Origin of the sequence: Nocardia pseudovaccinii NBRC 100343 (assembly GCF_001613225.1) — a bacterium.
In the GTDB taxonomy this organism is placed as follows: Bacteria; Actinomycetota; Actinomycetes; order Mycobacteriales; family Mycobacteriaceae; genus Nocardia; species Nocardia pseudovaccinii.
On sequence record NZ_BDBY01000106.1, the window covers coordinates 26,582 to 44,880 of the forward strand.

The 18,299-nt window shown below is 65.9% G+C and carries 18 protein-coding genes; 13 read left to right on the forward strand and 5 right to left on the reverse strand.

The window, feature by feature from the left end; all coding sequences use genetic code 11:
- The first annotated feature begins 6 nt into the window (after window positions 1-6).
- Genes NP3_RS12450 through NP3_RS12465 form a run of 4 tightly spaced genes read left to right on the forward strand, consistent with a single transcriptional unit; the run spans window position 7 to window position 4,950 of the window.
- Entirely contained in the window at window positions 7-1,503 is a 1,497-nt protein-coding gene (locus NP3_RS12450; RefSeq protein WP_063040826.1) for a serine/threonine-protein kinase, read from the forward strand.
- Between the two features lie 19 nt (window positions 1,504-1,522).
- Complete coding sequence (locus NP3_RS12455; protein ID WP_063040828.1) at window positions 1,523-2,764, forward strand: DUF7373 family lipoprotein; 1,242 nt, start codon at window positions 1,523-1,525, stop codon at window positions 2,762-2,764.
- Between the two features lie 3 nt (window positions 2,765-2,767).
- A complete protein-coding gene (locus tag NP3_RS12460; RefSeq protein ID WP_063040830.1) occupies window positions 2,768-4,309 on the forward strand; it encodes a serine/threonine-protein kinase in 1,542 nt (513 codons plus the stop codon).
- Window positions 4,310-4,362: 53 nt separating this feature from the next.
- Window positions 4,363-4,950, forward strand: a complete 588-nt coding sequence (locus NP3_RS12465; RefSeq protein ID WP_063040832.1) for a hypothetical protein — start codon at window positions 4,363-4,365, stop codon at window positions 4,948-4,950.
- Here the strand turns inward: NP3_RS12465 and NP3_RS12470 are convergent.
- The gene (locus NP3_RS12470; RefSeq protein ID WP_063040834.1) at window positions 4,906-6,336 is read right to left on the reverse strand and encodes an amidase; all 1,431 of its coding nucleotides are present in this window, start codon (window positions 6,334-6,336) and stop codon (window positions 4,906-4,908) included. The two genes, NP3_RS12465 and NP3_RS12470, sit on opposite strands and share 45 nt — an antisense overlap.
- Before the next feature lie 163 nt (window positions 6,337-6,499).
- Here NP3_RS12470 and NP3_RS12475 point away from each other — a divergent pair, with 163 nt between their 5' ends.
- Window positions 6,500-7,366: an alpha/beta fold hydrolase gene (locus NP3_RS12475; protein WP_063040836.1), complete on the forward strand. Its 867-nt coding sequence runs from the start codon at window positions 6,500-6,502 to the stop codon at window positions 7,364-7,366.
- Window positions 7,353-7,952 carry a TetR/AcrR family transcriptional regulator gene (locus NP3_RS12480; RefSeq protein WP_063040838.1) on the forward strand — a complete coding sequence of 200 codons (600 nt, stop codon included), beginning with the start codon at window positions 7,353-7,355 and terminating at the stop codon, window positions 7,950-7,952. Before NP3_RS12475 ends, NP3_RS12480 begins: the two co-directional genes overlap by 14 nt.
- Before the next feature lie 111 nt (window positions 7,953-8,063).
- Here the strand turns inward: NP3_RS12480 and NP3_RS12485 are convergent, their stop codons facing one another.
- The 3 genes from NP3_RS12485 to NP3_RS12495 are packed head-to-tail and all read right to left on the reverse strand — an operon-like array spanning window position 8,064 to window position 10,868.
- Entirely contained in the window at window positions 8,064-8,837 is a 774-nt protein-coding gene (locus NP3_RS12485) for a M15 family metallopeptidase (RefSeq protein WP_063040840.1), read from the reverse strand.
- Between the two features lie 7 nt (window positions 8,838-8,844).
- Complete coding sequence (locus tag NP3_RS12490; protein ID WP_218024845.1) at window positions 8,845-9,345, reverse strand: HIT family protein; 501 nt, start codon at window positions 9,343-9,345, stop codon at window positions 8,845-8,847.
- Window positions 9,346-9,383: 38 nt separating this feature from the next.
- Window positions 9,384-10,868 (reverse strand): AAA family ATPase, encoded by a 1,485-nt coding sequence (locus NP3_RS12495; protein ID WP_063040844.1) that lies wholly within the window; start codon window positions 10,866-10,868, stop codon window positions 9,384-9,386.
- A 232-nt stretch (window positions 10,869-11,100) separates the two neighbouring features.
- Between NP3_RS12495 and recO the strand changes: the two genes are divergently transcribed.
- The 7 genes from recO to NP3_RS12530 all read left to right on the forward strand — a co-directional run bounded on the left by recO (window position 11,101) and on the right by NP3_RS12530 (window position 17,514).
- Window positions 11,101-11,886, forward strand: coding sequence for a DNA repair protein RecO (gene recO / locus NP3_RS12500; protein WP_063040846.1), 786 nt, complete (start codon window positions 11,101-11,103; stop codon window positions 11,884-11,886).
- Between the two features lie 53 nt (window positions 11,887-11,939).
- Entirely contained in the window at window positions 11,940-12,764 is an 825-nt protein-coding gene (locus tag NP3_RS12505; protein WP_063040848.1) for an isoprenyl transferase, read from the forward strand.
- Window positions 12,765-12,795: 31 nt separating this feature from the next.
- The gene (locus NP3_RS12510; RefSeq protein ID WP_063040870.1) at window positions 12,796-13,206 is read left to right on the forward strand and encodes a CesT family type III secretion system chaperone; all 411 of its coding nucleotides are present in this window, start codon (window positions 12,796-12,798) and stop codon (window positions 13,204-13,206) included.
- Window positions 13,207-13,290: 84 nt separating this feature from the next.
- Entirely contained in the window at window positions 13,291-14,253 is a 963-nt protein-coding gene (locus NP3_RS12515; protein WP_084508509.1) for an ABC transporter ATP-binding protein, read from the forward strand.
- A 1-nt stretch (window position 14,254) separates the two neighbouring features.
- Window positions 14,255-15,034 (forward strand): ABC transporter permease, encoded by a 780-nt coding sequence (locus tag NP3_RS12520; protein WP_063040850.1) that lies wholly within the window; start codon window positions 14,255-14,257, stop codon window positions 15,032-15,034.
- A 504-nt stretch (window positions 15,035-15,538) separates the two neighbouring features.
- A complete protein-coding gene (locus tag NP3_RS12525; RefSeq protein WP_063040874.1) occupies window positions 15,539-16,696 on the forward strand; it encodes a sensor histidine kinase in 1,158 nt (385 codons plus the stop codon).
- 212 nt (window positions 16,697-16,908) lie between these two features.
- Window positions 16,909-17,514 (forward strand): response regulator transcription factor, encoded by a 606-nt coding sequence (locus tag NP3_RS12530; protein ID WP_063040851.1) that lies wholly within the window; start codon window positions 16,909-16,911, stop codon window positions 17,512-17,514.
- A gap of 76 nt (window positions 17,515-17,590) precedes the next feature.
- Here NP3_RS12530 and NP3_RS12535 read toward each other — a convergent pair whose 3' ends face one another.
- On the reverse strand, window positions 17,591-18,211 hold the full coding sequence (locus tag NP3_RS12535; protein ID WP_063040876.1) for a TetR/AcrR family transcriptional regulator: 621 nt from the start codon (window positions 18,209-18,211) through the stop codon (window positions 17,591-17,593).
- Window positions 18,212-18,299: the final 88 nt, after the last annotated feature.

The window sequence follows — 18,299 nt, forward strand, 5'->3', positions numbered from 1 at the left end:
GACGTCGTGGACATTGCCGAGGGCACTACATTCGCCGGGTACCGCATCGAGCGACGCCTCGGTGCCGACGACTTGGGCGCCACCTATCTGGCGCGGCATCCGCGGCTGCCGCGCCGCGACGCGCTGAAGATTCTGTCCGATGACTATGCGGACAAGCCAGACTTTCGTGCGCGTTTCCTGCGCGAGGCCGAAATCGCCGCCCTGCTCCAGCATCCCAATGTCGTCGCGGTCCGAGATTGTGGTGAACAGGACGGTCGGCTGTGGATCGCGATGCAGTACGTGGACGGTGTCGATGTCGGTGAGTTGATCCGGCGCGGCCGGACCGAGCTGAACGTAGAGCGCGCGGTCCGCATCGTCGCCGAGGCCGCACGCGGACTCGACGAGATCCATCGCTCGGGTCTGCTGCATCGGGATGTGCGGCCGGGCCGCATCCTCGTAGCCCAACAGTCCGATGGGCCGGAACAGGTGCTGATCGCCGATTTCGGCATCGCCCGCGACGTGGGCGATGTGACGACGGTGGCCGGCGGTGGCGGTATGCCAGGGACCGTGGCCTATGCCGCGCCGGAGCAGATCAACGGTGCCGCCGTGGACGATCGCGCCGACGTCTATTCGCTCGGCTGCACGCTGTATCACATGCTGACCGGTTCGGTCCCGTTCCAGCGGGACAGTCCGGGGATGGTGATGCACGCGCATCTGAACGAGCCACCGCGGCGGCCCTCGCGCGGAAATCCCAGCGTGCCACTGGCGTTCGATGCGGTGATCGCCAAGGCCATGGCAAAGCTGCCGGAAGATCGATACCCGAGCTGCGGAGCACTCGCGACCGCGGCGACGGCGGCGCTGCTGCCCGCATCGGAGACCATGGTCGCACCGGCTCCGGCGTCGCGCGGGCCGGATCGTCGGCGGCTGCTACTCGGTGTGGTGGTCGTCGCCATTGCCGTTGTCGCGGTGGTGGTTTCGGCGGCGCACCGGATCAGTCGAAACGAACCGGCGACGTCCGTCGCGTCCGGCCCGAGCACCAGCGTCGACCGTGCGGCTGCGGCGTCGGCCGCGGCTTGGAGTCCACATGCCATTGTCTTCGAGGCATTTTCCGAACTACTACCGGCCACACCGCTCGGCATCGGCTATCGAGAACTGCATGATTGCAAGTTCCTCGATCAGCAGGGCAACCCCATTTCGTTCGATACGCGGGCGCCGATCGATCGGCTGAACTGTACCGGCGATCAGGATCCGATGGAGCAGATCATCCTCACCTGCAACACGGATCGTTCGGCGATGAAGCCAGTGGGACCGCAAGAGCGGCCGGAGGGTGCGGAGCGCTGGACCCGGTCCTCCGGTGCGGGCGAATTGCATTGGGGCAATTACACGAACCGTGTGGGAGGAGTCCTCGGCGAGTTGGAAGTGTCGTTCGAGAGTCCGAATCGGAATTTCTGTCGGTTACGGGTGATCGGCGCGCAGTCCGGTGCGGATCTGCGCACGCGGTGGTGGCTCGATGCGCCGATCTGAGACGAAGCGTAGCCCCCGCATGAACCACGCAGGCCAGGCGCGAGCGCTGCCCGCCACGGCGGTCGCGGTCCTGGTGACGATCCTGACGGCGGGCTGTGCGCTGTCCGGGCATCCGGTGCCGTCGAATCCGAATCCGAAATCGCTCGATATCGGCGTGAACAGTACCGACCCCCTCATCCCGCCCAACGGCAACGAAGGCTACGGGCGAACACTGGAATCAGCCCGGATGGCGGAGGCCGTCATCGATCCGGTCGAGGCCGATGCGTCCCTGAAATTCTCCTTCGAGACCGGTGGCGCGTTGCCGCTACCGACGCCCGCGAAGGCGACGCGGGTGCTCGCGAAAACGGTGCGCCCGGTGCTCGAACGGTACGGGATGCTGGCCGGTTTCATGGTGGGCGGCGCGGACAAGGAACAGGTAGGCGCGCCCGTTACCGGTCGGTCCCGGTTACTGACCGTTGTACTACTGCGATTTCCGGATGCCAACGCGGCTCAGCATGCCGCCCGGGAGATGGATGCTGCCGATACTGCGGTGAGTCCCGAAAATATGCCCGTCGTCATCGCGAACCAGCCGTCGGCATTCGCGCATTGGCGCCCGAACGTGCCGACGCTGGCCGCGACGATGGCGCACGAATCTTTCGTGATCAGTGTGCTGGTCGGGCATACGAGTCCGGATCTGGCTGTACTCACCGGAGTGGCACGCCAGGCTTTCGAAGCACAATCGACGCGGTTGGGCGGCTTTTCGGCCACGCCACCGGACAAGCTCGCCGCGCTGCCTCTCGACAGTGACGGCATGCTCGCGAAGCTGATCGCCGAGGTACCTGGGCGCTGGCCCTTTCCGACGGTTGCGATCACCGACTACGAGCAGAATGCGGGCTGGCGCACCGCTGCCATGGTGAGCGGGATCGTCTTCGGTCCACGTGGCTCCTACCTCAACGGCTCGCGCAAACACCAGAGTTCGGTCGAGCTGGACGCCATCAACGGCTGGAATGAGCTCGAACGCTATCCGGATGCGATCGCCGCCCGCCGGGCTTTCCCGGAGCCCGAGCTCGAACATGATTCCGCAATCCGTCCCGCGCCGACACCGGACGCGGTGCCGGACGTCCGGTGCTTCGAGCAGCTCGACGTGCCCCCGCAGATCCCGCTGCGAATCATCTGCCGACTCGTGCACGGTCGCTACATCGCGCTGATTCGCGGCCGCGATCTGAAGAGCACTCATCAGCAGGTCGCGGCGCAACTCGCTCTGCTATTGAACAGCGAGTAGGACATGGCTGGAAAGTTCGTTCCGGGTACGTTTTTCGCCGGATACGTGATCGAGCGGACACTCGGCAGCGGCGGAATGGGTGCGGTGTACGTGGCCAGGCATCCGCGACTGCCGCGCCGTGACGCGCTGAAGGTGTTGTCCGAAGACCACAGTGCGGACGCGGAATTTCGCGCTCGGTTCATTCGCGAAGCCGAGCTGGCCTCCCGGCTGGACCATCCGAATATCGTCGCGGTGCACGATCGAGGTGTCGAGAAAGGTCGGCTGTGGATCGCGATGCAGTTCGTCGAGGGCTTCGACGCCGCGGCACTCATCCGCCGCGGGCCCGCGGAGCTGACACCCGAACGGGTGCTGCACATTATCGATGCGGCCGCTCGGGGTCTCGACGAGGCCCACCGGGTCGGGATGCTGCACCGCGATGTCAAACCGGCGAACATCTTGTTGCAGCCCCGGCCGGGTCAGCCGGATCGCGTCTATGTCACCGATTTCGGAATAGCGAGGGCCGTAATCGAAACGACGGCGCTGACCGAGGCAGGCACGGTCTTGGCGACGCTGGCCTATGCCGCGCCGGAGCAGTTGATGGCAGGCCCGGTCGATCATCGCGCCGATATCTACGCGCTGGGCTGCACCCTGTTCGAACTGCTGACCGGGCAAAAGCCTTTTCCCCGCAGCACCCCGGTCGCGGTGATGCAGGCGCATATCCAGGATCCGCCGCCACGTGCGAGCGCCGCGAATCCGATGCTGCCGCAGGCGATCGATGACGTGATCGCGCGGGCGCTGGCGAAGAACCCGGAGCATCGCTATCCCTCCTGTGGTGCACTCGCGCAGACGGCGGCGGCCGCCTTCGATCGCCGGGCTGATGTGGCGACGCTCGATCTGCGGCCACCGGCGAGGCAGCGGTCGCGTCGGCGCATCGCGCTTGCCGTCGGTATCGCGGCATCGGTCATCGTGCTCGGTGTCGCGAGTGCGCTTGCGCTGAACGGGAATTCGAGAGGCGTGACCTCGACCGATGCTTCGGCGGCGTCCAGTGCGGTGGTCGCGTCGAGCAGTGCCGCGATGACACCCACAACGACGGTTGCCGCTGGCGCCGCATCATGGGGCGGCTATAGCTACATGGTTCGAGTGCTGCCCGAGCTGCTTCCGAAGACCCCGGCGGACAGCGGCTATCAGGGCATGCGATGTGTCGCGGTCGACTCGGACAGGCGACCGATCGATGTGAACCAGGCGGTGGCTGCGACGACCTACCTATCGTGCAACGGCGATCGCAATCCGCTGGAACTGCTCGTCATGGGATGCAATGCCAATCGAGTCGCGATGACTGTCGAGCCCTTTACCGATGCGCCCGTCGCCGGGGACGAGCAGTGGGAACGCCGGTCCGGCCGCGGCCGCGTGATCTGGCAAGACGTCTCTGGCCCGGCCGGGCGACCAGCCGGAACGGTACAGGTCGAATTCGCCGACAGCGGGCGTAGCTTCTGTCAGTTGCGGGTATTCGGTGGCGAGTCCGGCCGGGACCTCCTCGAACGCTGGTGGCGAAACGCACCGATCTAGCACCGAGAGGTCTTGTACCGTCGGAGTACTGAACCACGGGGGAGGTCACTGCGGTGCGAGGTGCCAACGATATCGGCAAGCTCCTGGAGTTGTTGCGGACGCTGTATGTGCCGCATGAGCGTCCCCGGGTGCTGCGAACCCTGGTGCGTAGACGGCGTAAGCTGCCGCGTCCGCTGATATGCCTGGTCGGGCCCGCGGCCAATGGTGACCTGCTCACGGAGATCTATCGCTGGCTCGGCGAGTCCGGTGGTCGTCGCGCAGTGCCGCGCGCCCGGGTCGAATTGCACAGTCTGGCACCGGATGCCATCCGGCCCGACCCGCGCGCGATCGGCCAGGAGGTGGACGCGCACTGCCTGCCGATTCTGCAGCGGTTGGTGGCCGGGTTCTCCACCGACGACACCGCAATGGGCCCGATTTCGTTCCCGCGCTATCGAACCGCGGACTGGCTCACCAGGCAGCGCGTCATCAGTGATGACACCGAGGCAGCGGTGGAGCTGCGGACTCGGTTGCCGAAGTTGCCGCGACTCGGTTCGCGCGACTCCGATCGCGACTCCGATATGGGTGGCGAGGTGGGGGACTGCGCCCGATCGCTGAACTCACCACCAGGGTTCGGGGCGCTGGCGATCCCAGTGAAGTTCTGATTCCAGTTGTGCCGCAACGGAAACCAGGAGCGGCTCGGTGTTCGCGGTGCCCATGAGTTGTGCGCCCACCGGCAGGCCGGTGCCGGTGAAACCGGCCGGGACATTCACCGCGGGCCAGCCGAGTACATTCCAGGGCCAGGTGTACGGGCAGGCGGCCGTGATGAGGTCGTTGGTGGCGTTGACTCCGATGCCGTCGATTTCTTCGGCGCGTGGCGGGGGAGTCGCGGTGGTGGGTGCGAGCACCAGATCGTAGTCGCGGAAGAAGCCGCCGATTCGCTTGTGCAGCAGCGTTTCCGCCTGACGCGCCGCGAACAGTGCCGGTCCGCTGAGCGCGCGGCCGAACCGGACGTTCGCGGTGGTGCGCGGATCCACTTGCACGCCAGGCATTTTGTCGTAGACGTTGCGGACGCCCCCCAGCGAGCGCGGCAGGAAGGACGCACCGATCATGATGCCGTAGTGCAGATCCGCCACGGTTACCGAATGACCGAGGCGACGCAGTGTGGTGGCGATGCGCTGCACCGCGACTTCGACCTCCGGGTGCAGCGCGGTTCTGGTGGCGGTGAACGGGATTCGCAGCGAGAGGGCGATGCGCAGTCGTCCCGGATCGCGGCCGACCGCATCGGAGACGGTGAGCGGTTCTGGGGTGTGCAGATCGCCGGGATGCGGTCCGGCCGCGGTGTCGAGCAGCAGTGCGGCATCGGCGACGGTGCGGGCCAACGGTCCGTTCACGGTGAGGCCGTGGAATGCCTCGGCGGCGGGCCAGGTGGAGATGCGGCCGCGCTGTGGTTTGATCCCGACGAGATTGGTCCATGCGGTCGGGATGCGGACCGAGCCCGCGCCGTCGGAACCCAGTGCGGCGGGTACCAATCCGGCCGCGACGGCGGCCGCGGAACCGCCGGATGAGCCACCCGGTGTGTATTCGGCACCCCATGGGTTGCGAGTGTGGCCGAAGGCGGCGCCGCTGGTGAACGGCAATTGGCCGAGTTCGCAGGTATTGGTCTTGCCGACGATCACCGCACCGGCCGCGCGCAGCCGTCGAACCGATTCCGCGTCTTCGGTTTTCGGCGGGAGGTCGCCGCCGCAGCCGAACGCCGTTGGCTCACCTGCGATATCGGTATCGTCCTTGATCGCGATCGGCACGCCGAGCAGTGGGAGTCGTTCGCCGGCGGCCAAGCGTTCGTCGGCCGCGGCCGCCTCGGCGAGTGCCTTTTCGCGCCGGACGATGCGGAAGGCGTTCAGTCCCGGCTGACTCGCCTCGACCCGGTCCAGTGCGGCGCCGACCGCGGCCACGGAGCTGATCCTGCCCTGCGCGAGGGCGGCCGCGTGGTCGGCGAGACCGAGTTCACCGGTCTCGAATGGGCGCAGGGGGGCGTCGGACACCGTCATGTGAGCTCCGTCTCCTTCGATCTTTCGTTGCACGGTAGCGCGGGAGTTGGTCAACCGTCCACATCGGCTCCTGAATCTCCACCCCAGGTAGGAGGCGGAGCTATAGACATACATACCGTATGTATGTAATGGTGGATACGAACTGCGAACACATGGAGGAACCATGGGAATCAGTACGTCACTCGGCCGCACGCATGAGGTGGATCTCCCCGGCGGCCGCATTCGGTATCACGACACGGGGGAGGGCGCGCCGGTCGTTTTCGTGCACGGCCTGCTCGTCAACTCCGATCTCTGGCGCAATGTCGTCCCAACCATCGCGGCGGCGGGCTATCGCTGTCTCAGTCCGGACCTGCCGCTCGGCTCGCACGAAATCCCGGTCCCCGCAGCGGATCTCACGCCCACCGGGGTCGCCGACCTGATCGCCGACTTTCTGGAGCGGCTCGACCTCACCGACGTCACCGTGGTCGCCAATGACACCGGCGGCGCGATCACCCAGTTGTTGCTGACCCGTCGTCCGGAGCGGATCGGCCGTGTCGTACTGGCCTCGTGCGACGCCTACGAGGCGTTCTTCCCGCCTGCCTTCGCGGCGCTGCCCGTGCTGGCGCGGGTACCCGGCTCGCTGCGGCCGCTGACCGAGTTGATGCGGATCCGTGCGCTGCATCGGCTGCCGATCGCCTTCGGCTGGGTGACCAAGCGCCCGGTCCCGCCGGAGATCGCCGATTCCTACCTGCTGCCGAGCCGGAATTCGGCGGCGATCCGCAAGGATCTGCGCCGGTTTCTGAAGACCGTGCATCGCCGCTACACGCTCGAGGCCGCGACCCGATTCCCGTCGGTGCGGGTTCCGGTGCTGGTCGCATGGGCTCGCGAGGACAAGATCTTCCCGGTGAAACTCGCCGAACGCCTGGCCGCCGACCTGCCGAACGCGACCCTGAAGTTCATCGACGATTCCTACACCTTCCTGTCCGAAGATCAGCCCGAGTTGCTCTCCGAAACGATTCTGGAGTTCACTCGGGCGCATGCAACGCCGTAGTCAGGAGGATCGCTCCCGTGCCACCCGAGCCGCGCTCGAGCAGGCCGGTCGCCGGTTGTTCGCCGAGCGCGGTTTCGCGGCGACCTCGGCCGAGGAACTCGTGACCGAGGCGGGAGTCACCCGCGGCGCCCTGCACCACCACTACGGCGATAAGCGCGGTCTGTTCCTGGCCGTGCTCGAAAAAATAGAGGTCGAGATCACGCGGGAAATCGAAAACGCCATCGGCGCAGGGAATCCCGATGACATCCTCACCTCGATGGCCATCGGCCTGAATGTCTTCCTGGAGATCTGTCAGCGCCCGGAGATGATCCGCATCACCCTCTACGACGGCCCCGCGGTCCTCGGCTGGCAGGCGTTTCGAGAATTCGAGGCGCGCCATGGGCTGGGGTTGGTCATCGCCCAACTGGAACGCGCCCGCGACGCGGGGCTGATCGCCGATGCGCCGATTCCGGTCCTGGCTCAGCTGATCTTCAGTGCGGTCACCGAGGCGGGGTTGATCGTTGCGCACGCGGACGACAAGGACGCCGCCCGGGTAGAAGCGCAACAGTCCCTGATGCTGCTCATCGGAGGCATTCTCCGCACCTGACGTGCGCGGTTGTGGAGGTGTCGCATAACTGGTGGCGTCCTCACATATGTTGCGTTCTGTGTGAGGAGAGCACTAGTTGTGCGAGGTTGGCCACTTGGGGTGGCGGGCATGTCATTTGATGGGGAAGTCGAAGTAGGTGTTCGGGAAGGGCTCGCTTTTCAAGGTGAAGTGCCACCACTCCTCGGGGAGGTTTTTGAAGCCGTGCTCGTCCATGAGGGTTGTCAGTAACTCGCGGAGGGCGCGCTGGTTACCGCTCGGTGCTGGGTTGGCCGTATGTGCCAGTGGGTCGAAGCAGTCGTAGCCGGTGCCGAAGTCGAGGCTGTTGTCCCGGAAGCGCTGGTCGGCGGGCAGTGTGCAGGCACGCAGCGGATCACCGCCGTGATACTGCTCCTGATCAGTGGGCGGTAGCGCGACGATCGTGAGATCCAGAGTGCTGCCCCGGCTGTGTCCGGACTTCTCCGCGATGTATCCGTCCCGGAACAGATTCGCCTTGTCCACCGTCGGATAGAACTCCGCCCGCATCTTGGTATCGCCGAGATCCTTTGCCCAACTGACGAATTGGTCCACCGCCCGCTGCGGCCGATAACAGTCGTAGGTCTTCAGCCCCAACCCCATCGGCCGCAATTCCCGCTGCACTTCCGCAAGCGCCGCAGCCGCCTCTTTCGTCAACAAGCACTTGGGCGCTTCATACCCATTGATCCGCCCACCGATGAAGTTGTGCTCCCCGAAGTACCGCGCATCGACAACGATCGTCGAATCCAATTCCGTCACCGAAACGAACGCCGTCTCATCGGCCGCGGGCGAACTCGGGTTGTCTGCACAACTCGCGACCGCGACAGCCGCGACCGCCGCCAAAACCACTGAGCAGAACCGAATTCCGCGCATCCGCAGATCATAGCCGCGGATCTGGGTTCCCGAACCCGAGTTCCGCCCGCAACCGCCCACCCAACTCCGCCGCCTCCGCGTCCGACCAAGAAATCACCCCGTTCTCCGCCATCAACGCATGAAACTGCTGACGCTCATACGGCGTGCCGGGAGTGAGCGGCTGCACATGCCAGTGCACATGAGCGTTCCCCTGTTGGCTGCCGAGGGAGAGCAGATAGGTGCGCTCGGACGGCACGACGGCTTCGACAGCGCGCGCGACCCGATGAACCACCGCCTGCAATCGCAGGTACGCATCCTCATCGAAATCGCGAACCACATGCTCGACGTGAATCTTCGGCGCGACCAGCACATGTCCGTACATCGTCGGATATCTCCCGACGAAAGCAATGTGCACATCGTCATCGAACACGACCTCGTGCTCGGACCCGGGTGCACCGGCAACAAGGTCGCAGATGAAGCAAGCCCCCGACCGCACCCGTTGTCGATAGCCCGCTAGATCGAACGGCACCCGATCTTGTTGGCTGGGTACCGTCGAGCTGGATTCATTCATGACGGTTGGTAGAGGCGGTCGAGATCGATCAGCTGGATGTCTGGTCGGCTGGCGGCTGTGCGTTCGAGGTCGACGGTGAAGCCGGTAGTGCAGAACAAGGCCAGTACGACGTCGGTGGTGTCATGGCCGAGATCGGTCAGCAGTTCCTTGATTCGAACGAGGCGTTCGAGATCGGGTAACCCGCGACGATCGAGTGTCGCCTTGGCTTCCCCGATGACCGTCACGCGCTGGCCGACCATGGCGAGCACGTCGATCTCGTGCTTGCAGCGGCCCGGATTGTCTTGGACGGTAGCGAATCCGACGTCTCCGAATCCTGCCGGGCTACCGAGTTCGTCAGGCGCGAAGCGGAGTGTCCAGTCCCGGGCGAGTTCCTCGAAGTGGGCACCGAGGATGTTGGAGCGGAAAGTTGGTGCCGCCGCTTGCCAGACTCGTTGGGCGCGACCGAATTCGAGCTGTCCCAGATGTGGTGCTGTGATCAATCGATCGAAGCGGATGACCGGGTCCGAAACGGTGATCGTCGGTTTGCGTGCTCGTAGCATGTCTTGGCTCTTGGTGAGATAGCCTGCGGATTCGAGAACGCCGATCGGATAGCGCACCGAGTTGGCGTCGCGGCCGATCGCGGCGCCGATCTTGCTGGGTGTGCTGTTGCCCGAAGCGACGGCGCTGAGTATGTCGAAATACAAGGCGCGGCTGCTGATTCGCGGATCTTCGCGCAGCAGGTAGTCCACCTCGGTGTGGGTGAAGACGCCGATATCCGTGGTCAGCAAGTTGTCGATGACCCATTCATCGAATTCTCCGATCGAGCCCGGCGCGCTCGTGATCAGCGAGCGGTAGCCAGGGATACCGCCAACGCAAGCGTGGACGCGGAGGGCCGCCGCCGGGTCTGCGATTCCCCACAGCCGCGCGGCTTCTCGGTAGTCCAAGGCGGGTAGCCGCAGATCCATCATCACGCGACCGCGCAGCGGCTTTGCGCCGGAAAGCAATTCGTGCATGACGCTCAACGCCGAACCGCACAGGACCAGTCGTCCACCGGGGCCGTTGCCGTTCTGCGAGGCGTCGTATAGATGCTGGATCAGCGAAGGCAGCTGAGGCGCGTTGGCAGTTGCGTAGGGAAATTCATCGATTACCACGAGGGGTGGCTGGCCCGTGCGCGCTGTGCGCGCTGCTGTTTCCAGCGCGGATCGCAGCAGCCGCTCCCACGGCTCCGGTTGTCCGAGCGCCGAGGCGGGCAGTCCGGCGTGCTCTGCGATCGTGCCGGCGAACCGCGCGCGGGCGGCACGATCGCCCTCATCTTGGACGCATACCGTGTACAGGCCGCCGACCTCTTTGCATGCCGCTGCGAGCAATTGCGTCTTACCGGTCCTGCGTCGACCGGAAACCAAACCGATCCGCAGCGGACCGTCGATGCCGCCATCGAAGAGAAACCGCTCGGTAGACCGCCACTGTCGGTCACGTCCGACGATGGTTGTCGGCTTGTCCATGTCCACCTCCGCCGTTGAGGTAAGCTAACCTACTGCTAATTAGTGTAAATCGATTTACCCTAATTAGAGTAAATGGTGGTGCAGAAGATCCCGTGCTGGTCCGCACAGTGGTTCTGGCAGGTGCGCATCGGCAGCGCACGCATCGGCTCTAGGACTTCTCATAGAGTGCGATCGAGTCGACTCGAGCTCGTGCCTGACGGTGGGCGTCGGCCATTCGTGAAAGGATGGGCAGGTGCGGTTGTATCGGGACGAGGCGGTGGTGGTTCGCCAGCATAAGCTGGGCGAGGCGGATCGCATTGTCACGTTGTTGACGCGGCAGCACGGGTTGGTGCGGGCGGTGGCCAAGGGGGTGCGGCGGACCAAGTCGCGGTTCGGGGCGCGGTTGGAGCCGTTCGCGTACGTGGACGTGCAGCTGCATCCGGGCCGCAATCTCGACACGGTCACCCAGGTGCACACCATGGAGGCATTCGCCGCCGATATCGTCGACGACTATGGCCGCTACACAACGGCCTGCGCGGTGCTGGAGACCGCGGAGCGGCTGGCCGGTGAGGAGCGCGCGCCCGCGCCGAAGCTGCACGCATTGACCGCGAGCGCGCTGCGGGCGATCGCCGCCAAACAGCGCCCGCACGAGCTGATCCTCGACGCATACCTGTTGCGTGCCATGGGTTTTGCGGGCTGGGCACCCGCGCTGGACGAATGCGCGCGCTGCGCGACACCCGGCCCGCATCGCGCCTTCCACGTCGCCGCGGGCGGTGCGGTCTGCGTGCACTGCCGTCCGCCGGGGTCGGCCACTCCGGCCCCGGGCGTGCTCGATCTGCTGGTCGCTCTGCTGAAAGGCGAGTGGGATTACGTCGAGCAGGTCCCCGATCAGATCCGCAGACAGGCCAGCGGCCTGGTCGCGGCGCATCTGCAGTGGCATCTCGAGCGTCAGTTGCGCACACTTCCGCTGATCGAGCGTTCGCGTTCGGCAGACGCAGCGACCGGGCTGGAGTCGTCAACCGCCGCACAGGTGGGCTGAGGAGGCGAGACGTCGTCGCATTCCCTTCACAACCATCAGGCAGGATAGGTGCCGTGATCCTCCGTCGAGACTCTGCCGCGCCGACCAGGTCGACCAGCGCACGGTCGGGTGCCGAACGCACCGTCCGCCCGCCGTCGCCGCATCCATCGGGGGCGACGCCGCCGGAACTGCCTGCGGAGTTGGTGCCCAAGCATGTGGCGCTGGTGATGGACGGCAACGGTCGTTGGGCGCAGGAGCGCGGGCTGCCGCGCACCGCGGGGCACGAGCGCGGCGAGGCGGTCCTGATGGACACCGTCGAGGGCTGCATCGAGATCGGCGTGAAGTGGCTCTCGGCCTACGCCTTCTCCACCGAGAACTGGCGGCGCAGCCCGGAGGAAGTGCGCTTCCTGATGGGGTTCAACCGGGATGTCATCCGCCGCCGTCGCGACGAGATGCACGAGATGGGTGTGCGGGTGCGCTGGGCCGGGCGGCGACCGCGGCTGTGGCGCAGCGTGATCAACGAACTCGAGACCGCGCAGGAGCTGACCAAGGACAACACGGTGATGACCCTCACCATGTGCGTCAACTACGGTGGTCGCGCCGAAATCGCCGATGCGGCAAGGGAAATCGCGCGTCGCGTGGCCGCGGGCGAGATCGATCCGGAGCGGGTGACCGAGGCGACGATCGCGAAATACCTGGACGAGCCGGATATGCCGGACGTCGACCTGTTCCTGCGCCCGTCCGGCGAATTCCGCAGTTCGAACTTCCTCATCTGGCAGTCCGCCTATGCCGAATACGTCTACCAGGACACGCTGTTTCCCGATTTCGACAGGCGCAACTTGTGGGAGGCCTGTCTCCAGTACGCTTCGCGTGATCGCCGCTTCGGGGGGACCAAGTGAACGGCGGCAGCAAATGAACGGCGGCACCGACATGGACGCAGCAGTCACCCCCGAACAAGAGCTACAGGCCCGCGCCGGTGCCTGCCTATCGCTCTACGACGTCGACGTGCGCGTCGACTCCGAGGGTTCGATCGGCTTCGAATACGAGGGCGCGCTGTGCTCGTTGCGCGCGGTAACGCTGGCACCCGGCCTGGATGTGCTGACGCTGACCTGTGTGCTGGCCTGGGACCGCCCGCTCAAGCCGCAGCTGCACAAGCGAGTCGCCGAGCGCAACAGCGCGATTCAGTTCGGTTCGATCACGCTGATCACCCGCGGCAACCAGGCCGATGTCATGCTGCGCTACACCTTTCCGGCCGCCGGTCTGGACGATCAGGCATTGGCCACCATGCTGCTGCTCGTGCTCTCCGGCGCGGGTAAGGCGCGGCAGGGACTGCTGCCCTGAACCGCTGACCGCATGACAGATGCCATGGCAGGTTCGTGACACTCGTGCGAGGTACCGCCCCCCGTTTTGGGTGACCGTTGAGTCATGACTTCGGCACTGACATCCACGGCCATTTTCGCCGCGGCGGGCGGCTCGGGCAGGCACCGGGCGTCGTCCGCGATCGAACTGCGCGATCTGCACAAGAGCTTCCGGCTCCCGGGCGGCGGCGAGGTGCGTGCCGTCGACGGACTCGACCTGGTGATCGCGCCGGGTGAGATCGTCGCCTTCCTCGGCCCCAATGGCGCGGGTAAGACCACGACCATCGATATGCTGCTCGGGCTGGCAACGCCGGACGCGGGCAGTGTCCGGGTTTTCGGCGGCCCACCGGCGGAAGCGCTTGCGGCAGGCCGTATTTCGGCGGTAATGCAGTCCGGCGGGCTACTGCCCGATCTGACCGTCGCGGAGACCGTGCAACTGGTGGCCACCCTGCACGCGCATCCGCGTTCGGTCGATGAGGTGCTCGCGCGCGCCGGTATCGCCGATATCGGCGGTCGGCTGGTCGGCAAATGCTCGGGCGGCCAGAAGCAGCGCCTGCGCTTCGCGCTCGCGCTGCTGCCGAATCCGGACCTCATCGTGCTCGACGAGCCGACCACCGGCATGGATGTCGAAGGACGCCGGGAATTCTGGAATGCGATGCGCGAGGACTCCGATCGCGGCCGCACCGTCCTGTTCGCCACCCATTACCTCGACGAGGCCGACGCATACGCCGACCGGATCGTACTGGTGCGCGCGGGCCGGATCGTCGCCGACGGCAGTGCCGCCGAGATCAAGAACCTGGCCGCAGGGCGCGCCGTCAGCGCGACACTGCCCGGTGCCGATCCGGCCCGCCTGCTCGCGGTCCAGGGCATCGATGACGTCGAGCTGCGCGGTGACCGAATCATCCTGCACACCAAGGATTCCGACGCCATCGCCCGCTATCTGCTCACCGAGACGGCCGCAGTCGATCTCGAAATCACCTCGCACAATCTCGAATCCGCATTCCTGGCGCTCACCACCGGAGACAATTGAAATGACCACCCTTGCCTCACAAGCTCTTTCGACCCGTGTTCCGCTCGGCGGCTTCAGCCTCGGCTTCCTGCGCCTGGAACTGCGCCGCATGCTGCGCAACCGGCGCACCATGATCTTCACGCTGGTCATGCCGCCGCTGTTCTTCGTCATCTTCGGCCTGCAATCCGACTACCGGACAGAGTCTTTCGGATCGGGCAATGTGACCGGCTATGTGATGGTGTCGATGGCGGTATACGGCGCGATGCTGGCCACCACCAGCGGCGGCGCGATGGTCGCGATCGAACGCGCGCAGGGCTGGAGCCGCCAATTGCGGCTCACCCCATTGCGTCCCGTCGCCTACATCGCCACCAAGGTCGCCGTCGCGATGGTGCTCGGGCTGGTCTCGGTTACTGCGGTCTTCGTCGTCGGGGGAATCGTCGGCGCCCACCTGACGGTCACCGCCTGGGTGAGCTGCTTCCTGCTCGCGTGGATCTGCTCGCTGGTCTTCGCCGCCTTCGGCCTGTTCGTCGGCTACCTGCTGCCCTCGGAGAATGTCATGCAACTGCTCGGTCCGGCCCTCGCGGGCCTGTCCTTCGCGGGCGGGCTGTTCATGCCGCTGCACGGCTGGTTCGAGACGGTCTCCAAGATCTTCCCGACAAACGGCGTCGCCACCTTGGCCCGTATGCCCTTCGGCGACACCAGCGGCGGGTCGATCGCACTGGCCATCCTCAATGTCGTCGTCTGGGCCACGATATTCGTCGGCGGTGCGGCCGTTCTTTTCCGCCGTGACACCGCACGCTGAACCATCCGGCACCATCAGCCGCCTACCCCTGAGGGTGGGCGGCTATGTCGTGCGATGCGGCAGCCCGGTGCGAATGGACCAGGCGGTGTGTGGGGCTGTAGCGACGATGCCGCGTGGATCGGTCGTCGGATGGCGGTCGGCTGTGCCGCGCGGGCCAGCCATGCGATGCCGGGCGACTTCGTGGTGCGCCGGTGCGGGCGAATCGATCATCCTGTGCGAAGCGAGCGCGCGGGCCTGCGGCCAAGACTTCCGCAGGGGCGGGGCGGAGTGGCCGACGATGCCGCGGGCTGATCGCAGGGCGGGTGGTCGGCCGCTCCGCTCGGGCTTGCTATGCGATGCTGGGCGGCGGCGGTCGGCGCATGTGCAGGATGCCGAGCGAGTGTTTCGTGCGCTGCCAGGGGTACCCGCGGCTGCCCGTTCGGTAGCGTCGACACCTGTGATCAACCACCGCGTGCGCAACCGGGATCGGGTTTACGCATGCGCGCTGTCGGTGTGGGAGCGCCGATGGATGTGAAGTCCGTGCTGCGGGGTGGCGCCGCATCCGAATTACTCGATCTGGTGGTGCGGGACGGCGGCATCGGTGCGAACGTGAAGCGGCGCGGATGGTTCGGCGGGTTCATGTCGGTCATCTGGCTGGCGTACATGATCGGACCGACCATCCAGCGCTGGCGGAACGCGGATCAGCCGACGGCGAGTCTGGCTACCGCGACACTGTTCGCGTTCGCGGCGCTGATCGTCGGTTCCTTCATTGTCTTCCGGCGCGCCGATGGGACCAGCCGGTGGGTGGAACGTCCGGTCGATCGGCGCATGTGGCCGGTGCTCGCCGGTATGACAGCGTGCAGCGCCGGGTTGATGGCATTGCTCGGCACGGTCGCGCTGCCGACATTGATCTTTGTCGGCGTGATCGCGATCTTTCATATGCCCTCGCGCGAATCCGGTTATGTCGCGTGCACGGTGACGCTCGCGATGTTGCTCGTGCCGGTGGTGCTGCCGCGCCTGTCCGGGGTGCCCTTCTACGTTTCCTTCGTGCCCGTCCTGATCTGGGTGGCCAGGCAGCTCGGGCTGCGTGGTGAGCGGTTGACCGAGCTGGCCCGACGGCAGCAGGCCGAACTCGCGATCGTCGAGGAACGCAACCGGGTCGCGCGCGACGTGCACGATATCCTCGGCCACTCGCTTACCGTGATCACGGTGAAAACCGAACTCGCACAACGTCTTGTCGATGTGGATCTGACAAGGGCGAAGGCCGAGATGGCCGATGTCGAGCGGCTGGCGCGCGAGGCGCTGGCCGGAGTGCGGGATACCGTCGGCGGTCTGCGCGAGGTATCGCTACGCGGTGAATTGGCCAACGCGCGAACCGCACTGGCGGCCGCCGATATCGACGCCGCGCTGCCGGAGGCCGTACCCGATACGCGCCACAGCGAATTGTTCGGTTGGGTGCTGCGCGAGGCGGTCACCAATGTCATCCGGCACAGTGCGGCCCGGCATTGCACGGTCACGGTGACCGAGACGAGCATCGAGGTGGGCGATGACGGACGCGGTCTGGGCACAGTCGATTCCGGGTCGGGACTGTCCGGCCTGCGCGAACGGGTGCGGGCCGCGGGGGGAACATTGACGCTGTCGTCCGAAGGAGGTGTTCGTGTGCGTGCAACAGTGCCCGAGTGATCCGGAAATGATTCTGAGCGTGTACTTTTCGCGCTGTCGTAGCAGTTTCCAACTGTTTCGAAATGCGTGCGGATCGCGGACGTGACGCAGGTCATATGCCAGCAACGGCCGCTGCCGCACGGTCGATCCATTCCGCGGCAGCCGCTTTTCCGCCACCGTTCGGCTAAAAGCGCACTCCCATATCCATTCCTGTCGTCGAAGGACCACGTCGCATGATCCGCCTCCTACTCGCCGATGATCAGGCACTCGTCCGCGGCGCACTCGCCGCACTGCTCGGCCTGGAATCCGATCTGGAAGTCGTTGCGGAGGTCGGTCGCGGTGACGAAGTCCTGGGCGCGGTCGCGCGCACCACGCCTGATGTGGTGCTGCTGGATGTGGAAATGCCGGGCATGGACGGCATTGCGGTCGCGGCGCAACTACATGCCGCCCATCCGGATCTCCGCATCCTCATGGTCACGACCTTCGGCCGCCCCGGCTACTTGCGGCGCGCAATCGACGCTGGCGCAAGCGGATTCGTCGTGAAGGACACCCCGGCACGCGAACTCGCGGACGCGGTGCGCCGAGTCCACATGGGCTTACGCGTTGTCGATCCAGCCCTCGCCACCGAAACCTTGACCGTCGGTACTTCGCCACTGACGGCCCGCGAACGCGAGGTCCTCGCCGCCGCGGCCGACGGCGCCACCGCAGGCGCCATCGCCAAACAGTTACACCTCTCGGAAGGCACTGTCCGCAACCATCTTTCATCCGCTATCGGCAAAACCGGAACCAGCACCCGCGCCGAAGCCGTCCGCGCCGCCGAACGCCTCGGCTGGCTCTGACGAGCGATCCCGCACAAGCAGTGACTACCTCGCACCAGGTGCGCCTTATGCGAGGCAGTCACTGGATATGCGACGCCTAGGAGTCGACCGGCTGGACGGCAGGCTCGCCAAAGGGCAGTAGAACCGCCACACCGCGAGCCAAGGTTTCCGGATCCAGGTCGCCGACGATCAAGTGCTGCAACATGAATCCCGGCACCAGGCCGATGATCGCCGTCGCCACCGCGTGGATGTCGGTATCGGGCGGTAACCAGCCGACCCGCACCATGCGCTCGGTGTACTCGGTCCAGCGATCACGCATCGCGAGCACGGCGGACTTGACGTATTCGGCCGCCTCGTCGTCCACCAGCGCCAGCGCCCACGCCTGTGGCGCGAGCCGGACATGACCGTCCGGACCGCTGTGCGCGACCATGTACTCGGCGACGATCCGGAGAACCTGGGCCGGGGTCGGCAGCGGATCGGACCGGATCGCCCTGGTCATGGTGGCGCGCAACTCGACCGTGGTATCGGTGGCCAGTGCGGCGATGATGTCGTTCTTGCCCTTGAAGTACCGGTAGACCGCCCCGGCCGAGAGGCCCGATTCGGTGAAGATGTCCTGCATCGAGGTCTCGTAGAAACCCTTGCGGGCAAAACAGAGCTGCGCGGCGTCGAGGATCTGCTGCCTGCGACGTTCCAGGTGTTCCTCACTGACTCTGGGCATGGCTCCAAAGTAAAACGAATGCTCGTTCTTGACAAGCTCGAGGGGGCGTGCGACGGTATCCACATCGAAAGAGAACGGTCATTCGATT